The following is a 15,959-nucleotide window of genomic DNA, read 5'->3' as shown; positions in this document are numbered from 1 at the left end:
AATTAGACTGGATATTTGCTACTGCTATACCATCAAGTGCCCTAGCCTCTTTAGAAAACTTTATAAGTTTTGAATAAAATCCTCTATTACAAGATTTTGTAACATCTTTAAAAGCAATTATAATATTTTTATTCTGATTAAATTTCTAGAAAAACCTTTAAAGGTGTTATATTTTATTTGAATATATTGCTATTTTTTTATTTGAACTGAGCTTAATTTAGGTATATTAGTATATAACTAATAGTTACTAGTTAATTAGAAAACTCGCTATAAAAAGCATAATGGAGAATTACATGAAAAAAATTATATTATCACTTGGAGTATTGTCATTACTTGTGACTTCTTACACTTTTGCAGATGAGAAACCAAAAGAAGAGTCTGTATCACTTATAACAGTAGCAAATAATTTAGATTCAGCAGGTTATAAAAATATCTATGAAATAGAACGTAAAGGTAAAAAATATGATGTTATAGTTGTTAATCCTAATAGTGGTGATAAGACTAAGCTAGTAATAGATGCTAAAACAGGACGAGTTCCTAAGCCTATAAAAATAAATAATATAGGTGTTTTAAAAGCTCTTGCTATTGCTCAAGAAAATGGTTGTAAAAATATTACTAAAGCTGAAAATGGGCGTAAAGCTGTAGAGATAAAATGTACTGATAAAGATAGAAATAAACATACTCTAATAATTGATGTCCAAACAGGTAAAGTTATAAAAAATAGAGGTAAAAAAGAAAAATCTGAGAAATAATTATTTAAAGTTTGGTTTGTATGAAAAATCTTGCATACTTTGAGCATCATTAAACTCAACTATTTTATCCTTCCTAAAAAACACTTTATTTATTAAGTTTGTTGGGAATTGCATAATTTTATTATTAAAATTCTCAACTGCTTGGTTAAAAAAGTTTATAGAAGCTGTTATATTTTCTTGGGCATCTGTCCACTCTTTCATGAATTTTATATATAGATTATCTGTTTTTAGCTCAGGGTAATTTTCTAGGCTAACCTTTAAGGCAGTACTAACATCTTTTGATAGCTCTTCTGTCTCTTTTAATGAGCTAGTATCTATCTCTTTTGTACTTAATGAATCAATGGATGTTCTAAGCTTTGTTATAGAATGTAGCGTTTCAGACTCATAGTTACGGTAGCTACTAATACTTTCTTCTAATTTTGGTATTATTTTCAGTAAATTTCTTTTATATGCTACCAAATCTGACCAAGCTCTTTTAGCACTATTATCAGCAGAGATAATAGAGTTATATAGGTAAGTAAGATATGCAGCAATTATAAGTAAAATAATAAAAGTAGTCATCTTTAGGGCTCCTTAACAGCTTCAAATGTATCTTTAAAAAGAGATAATATATTTTCATAATTTTTATCTACACGGTTTTTAATATCATTATTTATATTTTTAACATCTATATTTATTGTAGTGTCATCACCAAGATCTACAAATGAATAATATGATGTGAAAGCACAATATTCATTAGAAAATATGAAATCAAAATCATATGGTAAATGATCTTTATTTTTTATAATTTTAGAAATCATTCCAGGATCTAAAAAAGCTCTAGTTTTAAACCTGTCTTTCATATATGTTACTGAGAATTTTTTATTAAAAGTAGGAGATGCTGAAAAACTTCCCCTCTTAGAGCTTAATGTAAATTCAGGAATATTATTCTCATTTTTAAAAATCATTCCATATGAAAAGTGATTTGTGGTTTTACTTTCATTGTTACTTTTCTTTTCAACAGTTTGATAAAAGTACTTAAATATAAAGTGTTTAAATGAATATTCTGTTTCATATTGGTATATGATTTTTCTCTTTGAACCTTTAGGTAGCTTTAGATTATAAATTAAGGTTTCGATATCTAAATAATTAGTTGGCTTTAGTGAGTATTTTAATATAGCGACTTTTTTTGCAATAGCCCCTAATACTTTTCGTCTAGTATTATTAATTAGTAAAAATATTGCTATAGTAGGAAACATTCCAAAAAATGCTGTTAAGATAGTAATTCTTAAATATTTCGAATTAGAATCATTTAGATCTATACCTGTAAACATTACAGTCGGAATACCTACTAGAACAATTAACAGAGTGATAATAAAAAGCCAGCCAAAAAAGCGTTCTAAAATACTTCTAAGACTAGTTTTTCTAAAGGCATACTCTATCATAGGAGCTATTACTAATAAATCTTGTTCTGTTTCAGCTTTAGCAAGCTGTTTTTTTATAACTGAAATTCTCAATATTTTAATTAGTTAAAATATATTTTCTAAGTATAAGTATAGTTAAAATAATCTAGTATAGAAAGAAACCATTTATTTTATTGTCTTATTTGTCTTTTCTTTAGAAAGAGGCATAGGCTAAAAAATAAAGTAACTACTAAATTTGGTATACCCAAGAATATTAATAATACTAATATTCCTTGGCTAATACTTGAACTAGGGCTATCTGTTGCAAAGGCCGCCATAAGTAATGAGAAAGGGACAAGTATAATATTCATAAATATAACAACTATAACTGAAAATGTTTTAGCTAGCGAATCTTTAAACATTAAGGATAATGCTAAGTTGACACTAATGAGTATAAATATTATTAAGTTTATCATTTTAGTATTTATAAGAAGAAGTTACTTAATATAGTTAATGGAGTGGACATAAAAGAGTGTAAAATTTCAATCTATATGCATAGATAATAATATATTAAAAAGCCTACAACAATAAATTTAGGAGTTTTAGATAATAAAAACTTGTGCTTGGTTAGCTAATTTTTTTAATTTTTCTCTATCTGTTTTACCAGTTTTTGTAATTGGAATTTCTTTTATTTTAATGACTTCATCTAGTTTTTTATATTGGGCTATATAGTGCTCTAAATGTGTATTTAACTCTTCTAAAGTAACTTCATTTTTACTAACTATAAAAGCACAGACTAGTTCTCTCCAAATATCATCTTTTTTACCTACTACTATAACATCTGTAATCTTAGGATATTTTTTGATAGCTTCTTCTATTTCTATAGGAGCAATATTTGATCCACCTTTTATAATAATATCTTTCTCACGGCCATAAAAATGTAAAGTTCTTATATTAGAGTTAAAACTACCTATATCACCAGTATCTAGCCATTCAGAATTATTATTTATTGGTATCATAGAGTTTTTGATAAAGATTTTTCCATAGTCACTATTTTTAAACTTAGCTATTTTTACTTGTGTATCATCAAAGATTTTTATTTGGTTTGTGCTTTGAGCTTGGCTAATATTTTGACCATAACCAAAAACTTCTGTCATTCCTATACCGTTTAGAAAAGGAAGCTTTAAAATGTTTTTTGCTTGTAGAAATAAATCTTCACTTGGCTGATCGCCTGCTACACCCAAGTACTTAAGTATATGTCCATCTAGATTTTCCTTAAAAAGGAAATAATACATTGTCGGAAGTAGTGCTATAGCTGTAACTTTATTTTTAACCATCCTCTCGGCTACTTCTTTAGGATTAAATTCTCTAATTATTACTATATCTAAACCCATTACTAGGGCTGGTAAAAGTTGGTATGAGAAAGCAAAGGCATGATTCAGTGATAAAGCTATTAAAATTTTATCCCCGTTTTCTAAACCTAAGTCATTAGCTCGTTTATAGGCATAATCTATGATTTGTTTAATCCTATGAGGATGCTGACAATATTTCCCTGTTGTACCAGAGCTTATATGACTAAATATAGCTTTACCTTTTACTTCAGCATAATCAGTATTTGATTTGCTATCTAATAGATTGTTTAAAAAGTCAGCATTAATAATTTCTATATTATTTTTCTTACAGAAAAGTTTTAAGTCATTATCAATTTTATCTGTTATAAAGAGAGAACTCTTTTCCAAGATACTTTCTAATTCATGAGTAACAAGTCTAGGATTTATAGGGACTAAGTATTCAATATCAGCTATCATTCCAGCTAGATATAAAGAAATAGTATTATGAGAATTTTTAAAATTAAAGAATACTTTTTTATAAGCTTTACCATTTATCCAACTAGCTAATATATAACCTCTATCTAAGATCTCTTTATAACTATATTCTTGATTCTCAAAAGTTATTTTTCTATCCTCGGGATGAGAAGCTATTTTCTTAAAGAAAGTATCTATATCAGAAAGCATTTAACTAAAATATTATCTATTTTGCTAATATGATATATTAAGTGGCATAAACTTACATTTGCTTTTATATAACAATGAAAAAATCTTTATTATTAAATGGTTTAGAAATATATGTATCACTAGGTTGTTCAGAAGAAGAAAAAGCATTCAAACAAAAAATTGAATTAGATCTTGAGCTAGTTTTTCCAAAAGCTTTTAAAGCTTCTAGTAATGATAATCTACATGACACTATTTGTTACTATACTCTTCGCAATAAAATCCAAGAATTTTGTGATAGTTTTAGATGTGATCTTATAGAATATTTAGCTCAACAAATTTATGATTTTGTAGCTCAAAGCTACCCTAATGTAGAAGTAGAATATCTAAAGTTAATAAAGCGCCCTCCTGTTTCACAAATAGCTGCAGCATCTTTTGTTATTAGGAAGTAAGCTACTATGCAATATATTATTGGTATAGGTGCAAACATAGGTGACACACTTATAAATATTCGTACAGCCATAGAAACCATAGAACAATCTCAAAATATAAAGATACTTAAAAAATCTAGCCTGTATAGTAGTGATGCACTATTAAAAGATGATGCTCCAGAAGATTGGGATATTAAGTATTTAAATGCTGCAATAAAGATAGAAACTGATTTAGAACCCTTAGAGTTATTAGATTATTTAAAGCAAGTTGAGCAAATTATAGGTAGAAACCTAAATGCTCCAGTATGGTCACCAAGAGTTATAGATTTAGATATATTAGCAGCTGAGGATTTGGTTTTAAAAACTGATAAGCTCACTATTCCTCATAAGGAAATTTTAAATAGAAGCTTTGCTTTATTACCATTATTAGAAATTAAAAATGATTGGCAACATCCAGAGTATCTAAATTTAGATTTGGATAAGCATATTTTAACTTTATCTAAGCTGGAAAAGTTAAAACAAAGAATATCTGGAACTATGAGAATGGGTATATGTAACCTCTCATCTCAATCATTCTCAGATGGTCACCTTACAGATAGCCAAAGATTAGAAAATTTTTATCAATTAATTGATGATGGTGCAGAGATTATTGACTTAGGTGCAGAGTCTACTAAGTTAAAAGCTACCGAAGTAAAAACTGATGATGAATTTAATAAATTAGATGAGTTTTTAAGACTTATAAAAAATAACATCAAAAATCTAAAATATCGTCCACTAATTAGTATAGATACTAGAAAAACAGAGGTTATTAGAAAAATCCTAGAAAAGCATAATGATATTATTTCGATGATTAATGATGTTGAATGTAATGATATTGATGAAAAAGCAAAATTAATTGCTAAATATAATAAAAATTATGTAATGACTCATAATTTAGGAATTATAAATAGAGATAAATATTTAGATAAAGATAATGCAATTAAAGAAGTTGTTGATTTTTTTCTAGTTAGAAAGCAAAGCTTAATTAGAGCTGGAGTAAGAGAAGAAAATATTTATTTTGATCTTGGTTTTGGTTTTAGTAAAAAAGCTGAAGTTGCACAATTACTTTTAAAAAATATAAATGATATACAAAAGATCATTAAGTTTAAAAGTTTGATTGGCCACTCTAGAAAACCTTCTATTTTAAATTTACCTAAAGACTCTAGTATAGAGGACTTAGATCAAGCAACTAAAAAGCTTACAGCCATACTAGAGCAACAATCAATAAATATAGTCAGAGTACATAAAATTTAGGTTATAATTATTTCATAAAAAATATTTTCAATTATTGGTGGTAGTAATGTCGTATCATCCAGCTCTTGCTGAATTATTTGATAACCCAGAAATGCGTCATTTAAAAAAGTTAGATTTACGAATTCAAAGAGAAGAATTTAAGAAACTTTCATTAGCAGCTATGGAAAATCTTAAAAAGCCAAATATTAAAGAAGAAGATATAAGATTAGAAAATGACACTATATTAAGACATTATCAGTCAAAAAAGCCTAGTAATAAAGCCGTACTTTTTATTCATGGAGGCGGTTGGGCTCTTAACTCTATAGATACATATGATCATATATGTAGATATCTATGTGATAATGGTGATTTTGATATATTCTCTTTAGAATACGGTTTAGCTCCAGAGCATAAATACCCAACAGCCGTAAATCAATCACTTTATGCATATGATTGGCTATATGAAAATGCTAAAAAATTTAGCTTTGCGAAAGAAAATATTTTTGTCATGGGAGATAGTGCTGGTGGTAATCTTGCAACAATCATTTGTCATGAAAGACAAGATAATATGCCAAAAGCCCAAATATTAGTTTACCCTGCAGCTGATATGTATACTCAATATGAAAGTATTAAAAAATTTGGTGAACACAAATATCATTTAACATCAGAATGGTGTGAACTTTTTTTAAATGCATATTTAGAAAATAAAAGACAGTTAAAAGAGCCAACATGTTCTCCAATTTTCTATAAAAATACAAAACAACCAGATACTTTAATCATTGCAGCAACACATGATATGTTAATAGATGGTATATATGCTTATGAGAAAAAACTTAAAGATGAAGGCGTATATGTAGAAACCCATTATGATAATGAGATGTATCACGGCTTTATAAGTATGATAGGGATGGCTCCTTTTGAAAATCCTAAAATAGCTTTAGATAAAGCTATTAAATTTATTAATGAAAGATAAAAATTCTAATAGGAGGAATAATGAAACCTATTTTTCCAACTGAAAAAAATTCTAATAAAGAAGCAATAATTTTAAAAAATACATTTAATAAATTTCCTGCTTTTATGGCTACTGGTGGTGAAATTATATTTATTTCTGATGATTTTTTGGAAGTACATTTAGAATTTCATCTTACAGAAACTACTAAGAATTATCATGGTACTGGTTTTGGTGGAGCTATATATTCATCATTAGACCCTATATACCCTCTTCAGCTATGTCATATATTAGGGGATGATTATAGTGTTTGGGATTTAGCTGCTAATATTCAGTATCTAAAACCAATTGATAAAAATGTATATGCTAAATTTTTACTAACTTTAGAACATATTGATGAAATAAAAGAAAAGATAAAAGTAAAAAATAAAGCTGTTGTAGAGCTTCCTGTTGAATATAGAGATCTAGATAACAATATCTACGCAAAAGCAACTAAAACAATTTATATAGCAGATAAAGTTTATTTTATGAATAGAAATAAGTCATAAAGCTTTTAAGATAGATAGTTTTGTAATATCTTTTAGCTGATTTATTTCTTCAAATGTTGAATTTAAAGGTGGTAACCAATAGATAGTATTTCCTAAAGGTCTTAATAAAGCTCCTAGCTTTATAGATTCTCTATAAACATCTAATCCAGCTCTTTGCTTACTTATATCTAAGTCAGCAGCTATCATTGCTCCAATATTTCTTATATTTGTTAATATTGGTATTTCTTTCTGTAATTGAGTAAAAGCTTCTAAGAATTGTTTTTCTAAATGATTTACATTTTCCAATATATCTTCTTTTTCAAATATATCTAATACTGCATTTGCTACAACTGCACCTAACACGTTACCACTATGAGTATGTGAATGTAGAAAAGCTTTACTTAACTCATCAGCATAAAACATTTTATAATATTCATCTTTTGTTAAAACAACACTAAAAGGAATAATTCCAGATGTTAAACCTTTTGATAAACATAAAAAGTCTGGCTTTATATCTAGATACTCATAAGCAAATAATTTATCTAAGCGCCCCACTCCAGTCATGATTTCATCAAAGATAATATAGATATTATTCTCTTTACACCATTTACAAAGTCTATTTAAGTAATCTTTACTATAAAGTAGCATTCCTCCAGCACCTTGGCATATTGGCTCAACTATTAAAGCATTTATAGAATCCTTATGTTGTTCCAAGTATTTTTTTGAGTCTAGCCAATAGTTTTCAGCATTTGACCATAAAGGGTCATTTTTACCTGTTACATAAGGAATATTTTTAAGTATAAAACTCTCAAATAATAAAGATTTATATGGATTAGAATATAAACCACAATCACTAACACTCATAGTTGCTAAAGTCTCACCATGATATGAGTTTTCTAAACAGACAAATTTGTTTTTTTTAGTTTTATGTTGAAAACTTCTAAGATGGATAGTCATTTTAAGGGCTATTTCAACAGCAGAAGAACCATCGCCAGCATATAAAGTTTTATTCATACCTGTTAAGTCACAAATTCTTTGACTAAACCTATCTATTTCGTCATTAGTTGTATTAGCAAATATTGTGTGTCCATACTTATCAAGTTGCTCTTTTAATCTATTAATTATATATGGATGTCTATGCCCTAAAGACTTACACCACCAGCTAGAAGTAACATCAAAAAGCTTTCTATTATCTTTAGTATAAATATATCGCCCTTCTGTTTTGATAACATTTAAGGGAGGTATTTTTTCATAATCTTTCATTTGTGTACATGGATGCCAAATATTTGTATTGTACATTATGTAAACCTTTTCTATAAAATATGGTTGACATAAATTATAAACACGAGATAAGATTATTTACAATAAAATTAACTGTAATCAATTATGACTTTAGAAGAAGTAAAAGAAATATATAACAAACCATTAACTGAATTAGTTTTCCTTGCACTATCTACACATAAAAAACATTTTGATAATGATATTGAGTTATGTTCTTTAAAAAGTATAAAGACAGGAGCATGTCCAGAAGATTGTAAATATTGTCCACAGAGTGGACATTACAATACTAATATAGAAAAGCATAGACTACTTGATAAAGAAAATATATTAGCAGAAGCTCAAAGAGCAAAAGATAATGGCTCTAAAAGGTTTTGTATGGGAGCTGCTTGGAGAAGTATTCCTAAAAAAGACTTAGATAAAGTTGCTGAGATTATCTCTGACGTTAAAAGTTTAGGTTTAGAAACATGCGTAACACTAGGTACTATAAATAGTGATGAAGCACAGACATTAAAAGAAGCCGGATTGGATTATTATAATCATAATTTAGATACATCTAGAGAATTTTATCCAGAGATTATCTCCACACGTAAATTTGATGAAAGATTAGAAACTATTAGAAATGTTGCTAATGCTAATATTAATGTCTGTTGTGGAGGTATTCTTGGTATGGGTGAGTCCTTAAACGACAGACTAAATTTATTATTGGAGCTTTTAAATTTACCAGCAGAACCTAAAAGTATTCCTATTAATACATTAATCCCGGTAAAAGGTACACCTTTAGGTGATAAATATTCTAAAGCACAAGTTGATAATCTTGATCTAGTTAGATTTATTGCAACTACAAGAATTTTATTTCCTAAAGCAAGACTTAGACTTTCAGCAGGTAGGGAATATATGTCATTAGAGACACAAACTCTTTGTTTTATTGCTGGGATAAATTCAATCTTTTATGGTGATAAGCTTCTTACCGAGAATAATGCTTCTATAAATTCAGATCAATATTTGCTATCAAAACTTGGATTATCTTCCAATGCTGTAGCTTAATTATGAAACATTTAGAACAGAAATATCTTGAATATAAAGAGCATTACTTATTAAGGAAACTTAATACATTTGATTCTAAAAAGACTATAGATTTTACAACTAGTGATTATTTAAATATCTCTTCATTAGAAAATCTAGAGAAGTCAATTTTAGAGGGGTTTAGAAAATTTGGATTTGGAAGTAAAGGTTCATCTGTAGTATGTGGCTATAATAGTAGTGTTAAAGAGTTTGAAGAGAGATTTGCTAAATTTGTAAATTATCCTAAAGCTATATTCTTTAATTCAGGTTTTATGGCTAATTTAGCTATATATTCTACCCTTTTCACAAAAGAAGATACTTTATTTGCTGATAAAAATATTCATGCCTCTACAATTGATGGGATTAAACTTTCAGGAGCAAAACTTAAACGATATAAACATCAAGAATTGGATCATCTAAAGAATATCTATGATAAAAATAGTTTTATTGTTACAGAAGGTATATTTAGCACTACAGGTACTATTACAAATTTAACTGAATTAGCTCCTTTACAAAATAATAGGCTAATTGTAGATGAAGCCCATAGTTTTGGTATTCTTGGGGAGAATGGAGCAGGCTCTATAAATTATTATAATTTAAACTATGAGAACTGTACTATAGCTATATTTCCTCTTGGTAAAGCTTTTGGTGGTATAGGCGCTGTAGTTTGTACAACTAATGAAATAGCTGAATACTTACTACAGTTTGCTAGAAATTATATTTATACCACAGCATTACCACCATTGATTTTAGAAGCTTCTATAACTCAATTAGAAAATCTAAAAGAAGCTGACCTACAAAGGCATAAGTTAAAAGAAAATATAAAGTATTTTAATAAGCTTTGTGAAAAAAATAATTTAAATTTAGTTTCAAAAGATATTTCTCCAATTAAAAGTATTCTAATTAATGATAATAATTTAGCTATAAAATTAAAGAATATTTTAGATAAAAATAATATAGCTGTTTCCTGCTTTAGATATCCAACAGTTCCCAAAAATCAACCAATATTAAGATTTTCTATACATGCAAATAATTCTTTCAATGAGATAGATATGGTTATAAGTATTTTAAATAAAGGTAAACATAATGAATAATGTATACGAGAAGGTTAAACACAAATTTTCCTCAACTAAAGATTATAATACAAATTCAATAGTTCAAAATAATGTCAAAGAGCAGCTTTTAGATATAAGTTATAAGTTAGTTGAAAATATAAAAATAAGTAATATCCTAAATCTAGGTATTAGAAATATGTCTGAACCATTAGAGTTATATAATAAATTTAATCCTAAAAAATTAGATATAGCAGACTTAACTTTAGCAAATATAACAACAGAAAATTTTTCAAAGCAAAATATTAATTTTTTTGAGTTAAATTTTGATGAAGAGCTACATTTACTAAACTCAAAATATGATTTAATTTTTTCCAATATGTCTTTTCAATGGAGTAAAGATTTAAATGAGTTAATAAAAAATCTTGAAGCTAAATTAAATGAAAAATCAGTACTCTCTTTTACTACTTTGTTATCAGATAACTTTTATGAGATTTCAAAAATATTAAGAGTTAATGAGATGCCCACCAGAGATAGTGTGCTTAGAATCGTTGATAACCATAATTTAATGTCTCTATATACAGATGTCTTTTACTATACTTTAGAATTTCATAATTTTAGTTCTCTTATAGATCATTTAAGAAAAACAGGTGTGCATACATATACTGGGGAATCTTCTGAGATTAATTTCAGGCAGATTAGAAATCTGTTAAATAAAGATTATAGCTATAAATTAACGTATCATGTTGGTTTGTTTATTTGTTATAAGGAGTGACTATGAAGAAAGTTTTTATAATAGGTACAGACACTGAAGTTGGTAAAACATACATATCAACTAATTTAATAAAAGCTTATGAACATCAAAATATAAAATCTTTATGTCTTAAACCTGTTGCTTCTGGAAAAAATCAAGGTTATGACTTAGCTGAAGATGTTGAAAGCATTTATAATGCGTATAGCCAAAAATATTCTCCAGAACAAATTAATTGTATTTCTTTTGATAAGGCTGTAGCACCTCATATTGCAGCTAAAAAGATGAGGATAAATATCAAATTAGAATCTTTAGAGGAGTTTATAAAAATTAACTATAGTAAAGATTATGATATTTTATTAATAGAAGGAGCTGGTGGACTTTTGACTCCATATTCTAATACTGTTACACAGTTAGACTTAATAAAACTATTAAATATCCCAATACTCTTAGTTTCAAGTATTAAAGTTGGTTGTATAAATCATACTTTACTAACTTTAAATGAATTAGAAAATAATAATATTAAATGTTTAGGCTGGGTAGCAAATTGTGATAAAAATGTAGCTTACATAGATGAACAAATAGAGACTATAGAAGCTTTTTCAAAAATGAAATGTTTAGCTAAAATTAAAAGATATAGTGATTATTTAGACTTTATAGAACTATCTAAAATACTAATTTCACCAGATGAGAAGGAGTAAGTTTTTTCTTCACTCTCTATAACTATTTCACCTATATTTGATAAGCCTATATATTTGCAATTATTAAATTCTTTATTTCCTAGCTTTAATGTAAATAATTTATCTTTTAAATAATTAATCTTTTCATATTCTTCTTTGAAATAAGAGAAACCTTCATTAGTAAAAATCTTTATATCATCTTGTATATTTTTTATTATCTCTGATAATAATTTTGTTCTATCTATATGAGTTTGTAATTCTAGTTTCAAAGATGTCCATTCTGTTTTTATTTTATTATCTTTTTGCATATTAACATTTAAGCCAAAACCAATAAATAATTTAGCTTTATCATTAACCTCAGCAGAAACATTTATTATTACACCAGCTATTTTTTTATTTTTAATAAAAATATCATTAGGCCATTTTAATTTAGGATTTAAACCTATTTTTTCTAAAGTTTTAGAAATACTTATAGAAATAACTAAAGATAAACCCGGTAATTTAGATATATCCAAATCTACAAACTCAAGAAGAGTACAATATATATTTTTACCAAAAGGAGAAACCCACTCCCTATTAAATCTTCCAAAACCCTGTGTCTGATACTCTGATATAAAAATTGTATTATTAAGAAAACTATTTTGCTCCCTTATCGCATAATTAGAAGTAGAATCAATAGTATAAAAGTATTCAATATTTTTAAATTTTTTATTTAATTTATCTTTATCTATAAGATCTAATTTTTCTTCTAAAAGATAGCCAACTCTAGGATTAGATAATATATTTATTTGATATATATCTTTTAATTTTTTAATATTTTTAGAAATAGCAGCTCTACTAATACCTAGCTTTTCACCTATTTCTGTACCACTTATATATTTTTGATCATCTAAGAAGTCAAATATTCGCTGTTGAGTTTTATTCATAAATAAATCGTTTTCTATAAGAGGTAGTACTTTATATTTAAGTTTAATTATATAATAAAAATGAACTATTCAAAATATTGGAGAAATTTTATGAAAATAGAAGATGTTAGAAAAAATGTTTTTTCAATGCCTCTAGTATCCCCTACAGCAAATAGAATAGCTTATAAGTTTACAAATAGAGAATACTTTATTATTGACTATAAAGCTGATTTAGAAATTTTAAAAAAATATGTTCCAGAGCCTCTTAAACCAACAGGTATTGTAAAATTTGAATTTATGAAAATGCATGATGCTAATGGTTTTGGTAGCTTTAATGAGGCTGGACAACTTATAGAGGTTGAATTTGAGGGTAAAAAAGGTCTATATTCTCATATTATGCTATTAGATAATTTACCATCTATTGCAGCAGGTCGTGAAATTTGGGGATTCCCAAAAAAATATGCTCACCCTACTCTAATTGTAGATTCTGATACTCTATTAGGTACAGTTAAATATAATAGTATAGATGTAGCTTTTGGTACTATGGGTTATAAATATGAAGAGCTCAATAAAGATATTATTAAAAAATCTTTAGAAGAAACTCCAAACTTTTTACTTAAAACAATTCCGCATGTAAACGGTAAAGATGTAAGTATATGTGAACTAGTTAAATATCATGTAAAAGATGTAACTGTAAAAGGAGCTTGGACTGGCCCTGTTGATTTACAAGTTTTTAATCATGTACAAGCAGCTCTTAATCATTTACCAGTAAAAGAAATCGTTAAAGGTTCACATTTTATTGCTGATGTAACACTAGGTTTCGGAGAAGTTGTTTTTGATTATCTAAAATAATTATTTATTATTTCTTTCTTTTAAGTATCCTTTAAATTTTTCTCCAAGTTCAGGATGAACGTGTGCTAGCTCATAATTAGCTATAAGAAAATCTAATTTACTTCCACAATCATATCGAGTGCCTTGAAAATCATAGGCTAAAACTTTTTCATCTAGATCAATAAGTCTAGCAATAGCATCTGTAAGCTGAATCTCTCCACCAGCACCTTCTGAAGTAGACTCAAGACATCTAAATATTTTATTTGGTAATAAGTATCTACCAACTACAGCAGTATTTGAAGGAGCTTTTGAGGGAGATGGTTTTTCTACAATAGCTTTTATAAAATTTTCTTCATCTTTTGCAACTATGCCATAAGACTCTGTTTTATCTTTAGGAATCGTTTGCGTTGCTAAACATCCTCTTATATCTGTGCCATCAACTCTTTCCACCATTTGAGCTAAAGCACCTTTACCTTCTATATTATAAATTAAATCATCAGGCAAGAGCACAGCAAAATCTTCAATACCTACAAGAGGTCTAGCACACAACACGGCATGTCCCAAACCTAAAGCTTCGGGCTGTCTTACAAAGAAAAAACTTACATCTTTAGGAATAATATTTCTAACTGTCTGTAAAAGGTCAAATTTACCTTTTTTTTCTAATGAATATTCTAATTCAAAGTTTCTATCAAAATGATCTTCTAAAGATTTTTTATTAGAGCTTGTTACAAAGATTAATTCTTTACATCCAGCTTCTATAGCTTCTTCAACAGCATATTGTATAAGAGGTTTATCTACTACTGTTAACATTTCTTTTGGGCAAGACTTAGTAGCCGGTAGAAATCTAGTTCCCCAACCTGCTACAGGAAAAACAGCTTTTTTTATCTTCATAGGATATCAAAATAAATTTAGATACTAAGATTATACTATTTTTAGAAATTAATTAGAAATAGATTAAATATATGCGAATACTGTAATTTCTATATTATGATTTTTTATTTTAAATTTTGACAATTTATGCTGATATTCTTCTAATAATTTTTCATCTTTTAAAAATAAATATATATCTATATGATTTTCTAAATAGTATAAAAACATTTTCTTTTCTAAAAGGAGATCAATATTTAAGTAAGTTGAAGAACAGTAATGTTTTAGTTGTTCAATTATTTCTTTTCTAGATGGTTCAATCTTATCTAATTTTACAAATACATCATAATGATCGGTAACATCAACATGGACAGTTATATCTTTTATATTTTCAATATTATAATAAATATTGCTTCTAACTTTTTCAGCAATATAGTGACCCTCAGAAGCAGTTATATATTTATCAACTAAAATATGAACATCAATAATAATTTTGCCAGCCATTTTTCTTGATCTTAAACAATGGAAATCAAGAACACCTTCAGTATCTCTAATTATTTTTTTTATAGAAGCTCTAGTTTCTTCATCAACACCTTCATCGATAAGCTCAGAGACTGCTGAATATCCCCATTTTATACCCATTTTAACAATCATATAACAAACTACTAGAGCAGCTATTGCATCCATCCAGACAAAGCCGATAAATGCTCCAATAAGACCAATTAATACTACAACAGATGACCACATATCTGATCTACTATGCCATGCGTTAGCTCTAAGTAAATCAGAATCAATTTCATTAGCAGCTTTCATCGTATATTGATAAATAAACTCATTTCCTAAAATTGAAAATATAGCTGCAAAAACTGTAAACTTATCTGGTGTACTATAGTTTCCTATAATAAGATTAGACAGTGAATGATATACAATAGTAAAACCTACAGTTATTAAAATTGCAGATAATGCTAAAGTTGCTAAAGTTTCAATTCTTTCATGGCCATATGGATGATTCTTATCTTCACCAATATTTGCATATTTAGCAGCAAAAAGAACCATAATGTCACTAATTAAATCTGAAAATGAATGTACACCATCTGCAAATAATGCTGGAGACTTTCCAATAGCACCAATTAACATTTTAACCATAGCTAAAAGGCAATTTATTATCATACCAACTATAGTTACTTTTTTAGTTATTTGATAACGATTAGACATCTTAAAGTTTC

Annotated in this window: 18 protein-coding genes; 10 read left to right on the top strand and 8 right to left on the bottom strand. The window is 27.3% G+C overall.

Annotated features, from left to right (window positions below; translation table 11 throughout):
- Nucleotides 1–293 precede the first annotated feature (293 nt).
- Entirely contained in the window at nt 294–752 is a 459-nt protein-coding gene (locus DNK87_RS01490) for a PepSY domain-containing protein (RefSeq protein WP_159240183.1), read from the top strand.
- Here DNK87_RS01490 and DNK87_RS01485 read toward each other — a convergent pair whose 3' ends face one another.
- The 4 genes from DNK87_RS01485 to DNK87_RS01470 form a co-directional block, all read right to left on the bottom strand.
- Nucleotides 753–1,313 (bottom strand): LemA family protein, encoded by a 561-nt coding sequence (locus DNK87_RS01485; protein WP_119330544.1) that lies wholly within the window; start codon nt 1,311–1,313, stop codon nt 753–755.
- Nucleotides 1,314–1,315: 2 nt separating this feature from the next.
- The gene (locus tag DNK87_RS01480) at nt 1,316–2,248 is read right to left on the bottom strand and encodes a hypothetical protein (RefSeq protein ID WP_119330545.1); all 933 of its coding nucleotides are present in this window, start codon (nt 2,246–2,248) and stop codon (nt 1,316–1,318) included.
- A gap of 77 nt (nt 2,249–2,325) precedes the next feature.
- Nucleotides 2,326–2,556 (bottom strand): hypothetical protein, encoded by a 231-nt coding sequence (locus DNK87_RS01475; protein ID WP_119330546.1) that lies wholly within the window; start codon nt 2,554–2,556, stop codon nt 2,326–2,328.
- 180 nt (nt 2,557–2,736) lie between these two features.
- Nucleotides 2,737–4,149, bottom strand: coding sequence for a class I adenylate-forming enzyme family protein (locus DNK87_RS01470; protein WP_119330547.1), 1,413 nt, complete (start codon nt 4,147–4,149; stop codon nt 2,737–2,739).
- A gap of 74 nt (nt 4,150–4,223) precedes the next feature.
- Between DNK87_RS01470 and DNK87_RS01465 the strand changes: the two genes are divergently transcribed.
- Genes DNK87_RS01465 through DNK87_RS01450 form a run of 4 tightly spaced genes read left to right on the top strand, consistent with a single transcriptional unit; the run spans nt 4,224 to nt 7,325 of the window.
- Nucleotides 4,224–4,577, top strand: coding sequence for a dihydroneopterin aldolase (locus tag DNK87_RS01465; protein WP_119330548.1), 354 nt, complete (start codon nt 4,224–4,226; stop codon nt 4,575–4,577).
- Nucleotides 4,578–4,583: 6 nt separating this feature from the next.
- A complete protein-coding gene (gene folP / locus DNK87_RS01460) occupies nt 4,584–5,849 on the top strand; it encodes a dihydropteroate synthase (protein ID WP_119330549.1) in 1,266 nt (421 codons plus the stop codon).
- A gap of 46 nt (nt 5,850–5,895) precedes the next feature.
- A complete protein-coding gene (gene bioJ / locus DNK87_RS01455) occupies nt 5,896–6,801 on the top strand; it encodes an alpha/beta hydrolase (RefSeq protein ID WP_119330550.1) in 906 nt (301 codons plus the stop codon).
- A 20-nt stretch (nt 6,802–6,821) separates the two neighbouring features.
- Nucleotides 6,822–7,325, top strand: a complete 504-nt coding sequence (locus tag DNK87_RS01450) for a PaaI family thioesterase (protein WP_119330551.1) — start codon at nt 6,822–6,824, stop codon at nt 7,323–7,325.
- Here the strand turns inward: DNK87_RS01450 and bioA are convergent.
- The gene (gene bioA, locus DNK87_RS01445; RefSeq protein WP_119330552.1) at nt 7,320–8,603 is read right to left on the bottom strand and encodes an adenosylmethionine--8-amino-7-oxononanoate transaminase; all 1,284 of its coding nucleotides are present in this window, start codon (nt 8,601–8,603) and stop codon (nt 7,320–7,322) included. The two genes, DNK87_RS01450 and bioA, sit on opposite strands and share 6 nt — an antisense overlap.
- Before the next feature lie 87 nt (nt 8,604–8,690).
- Between bioA and bioB the strand changes: the two genes are divergently transcribed.
- The 4 genes from bioB to bioD are packed head-to-tail and all read left to right on the top strand — an operon-like array spanning nt 8,691 to nt 12,151.
- Nucleotides 8,691–9,629 carry a biotin synthase BioB gene (bioB, locus tag DNK87_RS01440; RefSeq protein ID WP_119330553.1) on the top strand — a complete coding sequence of 313 codons (939 nt, stop codon included), beginning with the start codon at nt 8,691–8,693 and terminating at the stop codon, nt 9,627–9,629.
- A 2-nt stretch (nt 9,630–9,631) separates the two neighbouring features.
- Nucleotides 9,632–10,741, top strand: a complete 1,110-nt coding sequence (locus DNK87_RS01435; RefSeq protein WP_119330554.1) for an aminotransferase class I/II-fold pyridoxal phosphate-dependent enzyme — start codon at nt 9,632–9,634, stop codon at nt 10,739–10,741.
- A complete protein-coding gene (locus DNK87_RS01430; protein WP_119330555.1) occupies nt 10,734–11,474 on the top strand; it encodes a methyltransferase domain-containing protein in 741 nt (246 codons plus the stop codon). Before DNK87_RS01435 ends, DNK87_RS01430 begins: the two co-directional genes overlap by 8 nt.
- 2 nt (nt 11,475–11,476) lie before the next feature.
- Nucleotides 11,477–12,151: a dethiobiotin synthase gene (gene bioD / locus DNK87_RS01425; protein WP_119330556.1), complete on the top strand. Its 675-nt coding sequence runs from the start codon at nt 11,477–11,479 to the stop codon at nt 12,149–12,151.
- On the opposite strand, the gene DNK87_RS01420 is transcribed toward bioD, so the two are convergent.
- Nucleotides 12,094–13,056: a biotin--[acetyl-CoA-carboxylase] ligase gene (locus DNK87_RS01420; RefSeq protein WP_119330557.1), complete on the bottom strand. Its 963-nt coding sequence runs from the start codon at nt 13,054–13,056 to the stop codon at nt 12,094–12,096. The genes bioD and DNK87_RS01420 overlap by 58 nt on opposite strands.
- A 90-nt stretch (nt 13,057–13,146) precedes the next feature.
- On the opposite strand from DNK87_RS01420, the gene DNK87_RS01415 reads away from it, so the two are divergent.
- Complete coding sequence (locus DNK87_RS01415) at nt 13,147–13,887, top strand: acetoacetate decarboxylase (RefSeq protein WP_119330558.1); 741 nt, start codon at nt 13,147–13,149, stop codon at nt 13,885–13,887.
- Here the strand turns inward: DNK87_RS01415 and galU are convergent, their stop codons facing one another.
- The gene (gene galU, locus DNK87_RS01410; RefSeq protein WP_119330559.1) at nt 13,888–14,757 is read right to left on the bottom strand and encodes a UTP--glucose-1-phosphate uridylyltransferase GalU; all 870 of its coding nucleotides are present in this window, start codon (nt 14,755–14,757) and stop codon (nt 13,888–13,890) included.
- Between the two features lie 63 nt (nt 14,758–14,820).
- The gene (locus DNK87_RS01405) at nt 14,821–15,948 is read right to left on the bottom strand and encodes a cation diffusion facilitator family transporter (RefSeq protein WP_119330560.1); all 1,128 of its coding nucleotides are present in this window, start codon (nt 15,946–15,948) and stop codon (nt 14,821–14,823) included.
- Nucleotides 15,949–15,959 lie beyond the last annotated feature (11 nt).

Source organism: Pseudofrancisella aestuarii (genome assembly GCF_003574475.2).
Taxonomy (GTDB): domain Bacteria; phylum Pseudomonadota; class Gammaproteobacteria; order Francisellales; family Francisellaceae; genus Francisella; species Francisella aestuarii.
The sequence above is the reverse complement of the archived record's forward strand: the minus strand, read 5'-3'. Positions and strand labels throughout refer to the sequence as shown.

Bases quoted from the DNA above. Each gene is read 5' to 3' on its own strand.
- bioJ (WP_119330550.1), top strand. From the start codon at position 5,896: ATGTCGTATCATCCAGCTCTTGCTGAATTATTTGATAACCCAGAAATG.
- DNK87_RS01415 (WP_119330558.1), top strand. From the start codon at position 13,147: ATGAAAATAGAAGATGTTAGAAAAAATGTTTTTTCAATGCCTCTAGTA.
- DNK87_RS01475 (WP_119330546.1), bottom strand. From the start codon at position 2,556: ATGTTTAAAGATTCGCTAGCTAAAACATTTTCAGTTATAGTTGTTATA.
- DNK87_RS01420 (WP_119330557.1), bottom strand. From the start codon at position 13,056: ATGAATAAAACTCAACAGCGAATATTTGACTTCTTAGATGATCAAAAA.
- DNK87_RS01435 (WP_119330554.1), top strand. From the start codon at position 9,632: ATGAAACATTTAGAACAGAAATATCTTGAATATAAAGAGCATTACTTA.
- bioA (WP_119330552.1), bottom strand. From the start codon at position 8,603: ATGTACAATACAAATATTTGGCATCCATGTACACAAATGAAAGATTAT.
- folP (WP_119330549.1), top strand. From the start codon at position 4,584: ATGCAATATATTATTGGTATAGGTGCAAACATAGGTGACACACTTATA.
- DNK87_RS01405 (WP_119330560.1), bottom strand. From the start codon at position 15,948: ATGTCTAATCGTTATCAAATAACTAAAAAAGTAACTATAGTTGGTATG.
- DNK87_RS01450 (WP_119330551.1), top strand. From the start codon at position 6,822: ATGAAACCTATTTTTCCAACTGAAAAAAATTCTAATAAAGAAGCAATA.
- DNK87_RS01490 (WP_159240183.1), top strand. From the start codon at position 294: ATGAAAAAAATTATATTATCACTTGGAGTATTGTCATTACTTGTGACT.
- galU (WP_119330559.1), bottom strand. From the start codon at position 14,757: ATGAAGATAAAAAAAGCTGTTTTTCCTGTAGCAGGTTGGGGAACTAGA.
- bioB (WP_119330553.1), top strand. From the start codon at position 8,691: ATGACTTTAGAAGAAGTAAAAGAAATATATAACAAACCATTAACTGAA.
- bioD (WP_119330556.1), top strand. From the start codon at position 11,477: ATGAAGAAAGTTTTTATAATAGGTACAGACACTGAAGTTGGTAAAACA.
- DNK87_RS01465 (WP_119330548.1), top strand. From the start codon at position 4,224: ATGAAAAAATCTTTATTATTAAATGGTTTAGAAATATATGTATCACTA.
- DNK87_RS01430 (WP_119330555.1), top strand. From the start codon at position 10,734: ATGAATAATGTATACGAGAAGGTTAAACACAAATTTTCCTCAACTAAA.
- DNK87_RS01485 (WP_119330544.1), bottom strand. From the start codon at position 1,313: ATGACTACTTTTATTATTTTACTTATAATTGCTGCATATCTTACTTAC.
- DNK87_RS01470 (WP_119330547.1), bottom strand. From the start codon at position 4,149: ATGCTTTCTGATATAGATACTTTCTTTAAGAAAATAGCTTCTCATCCC.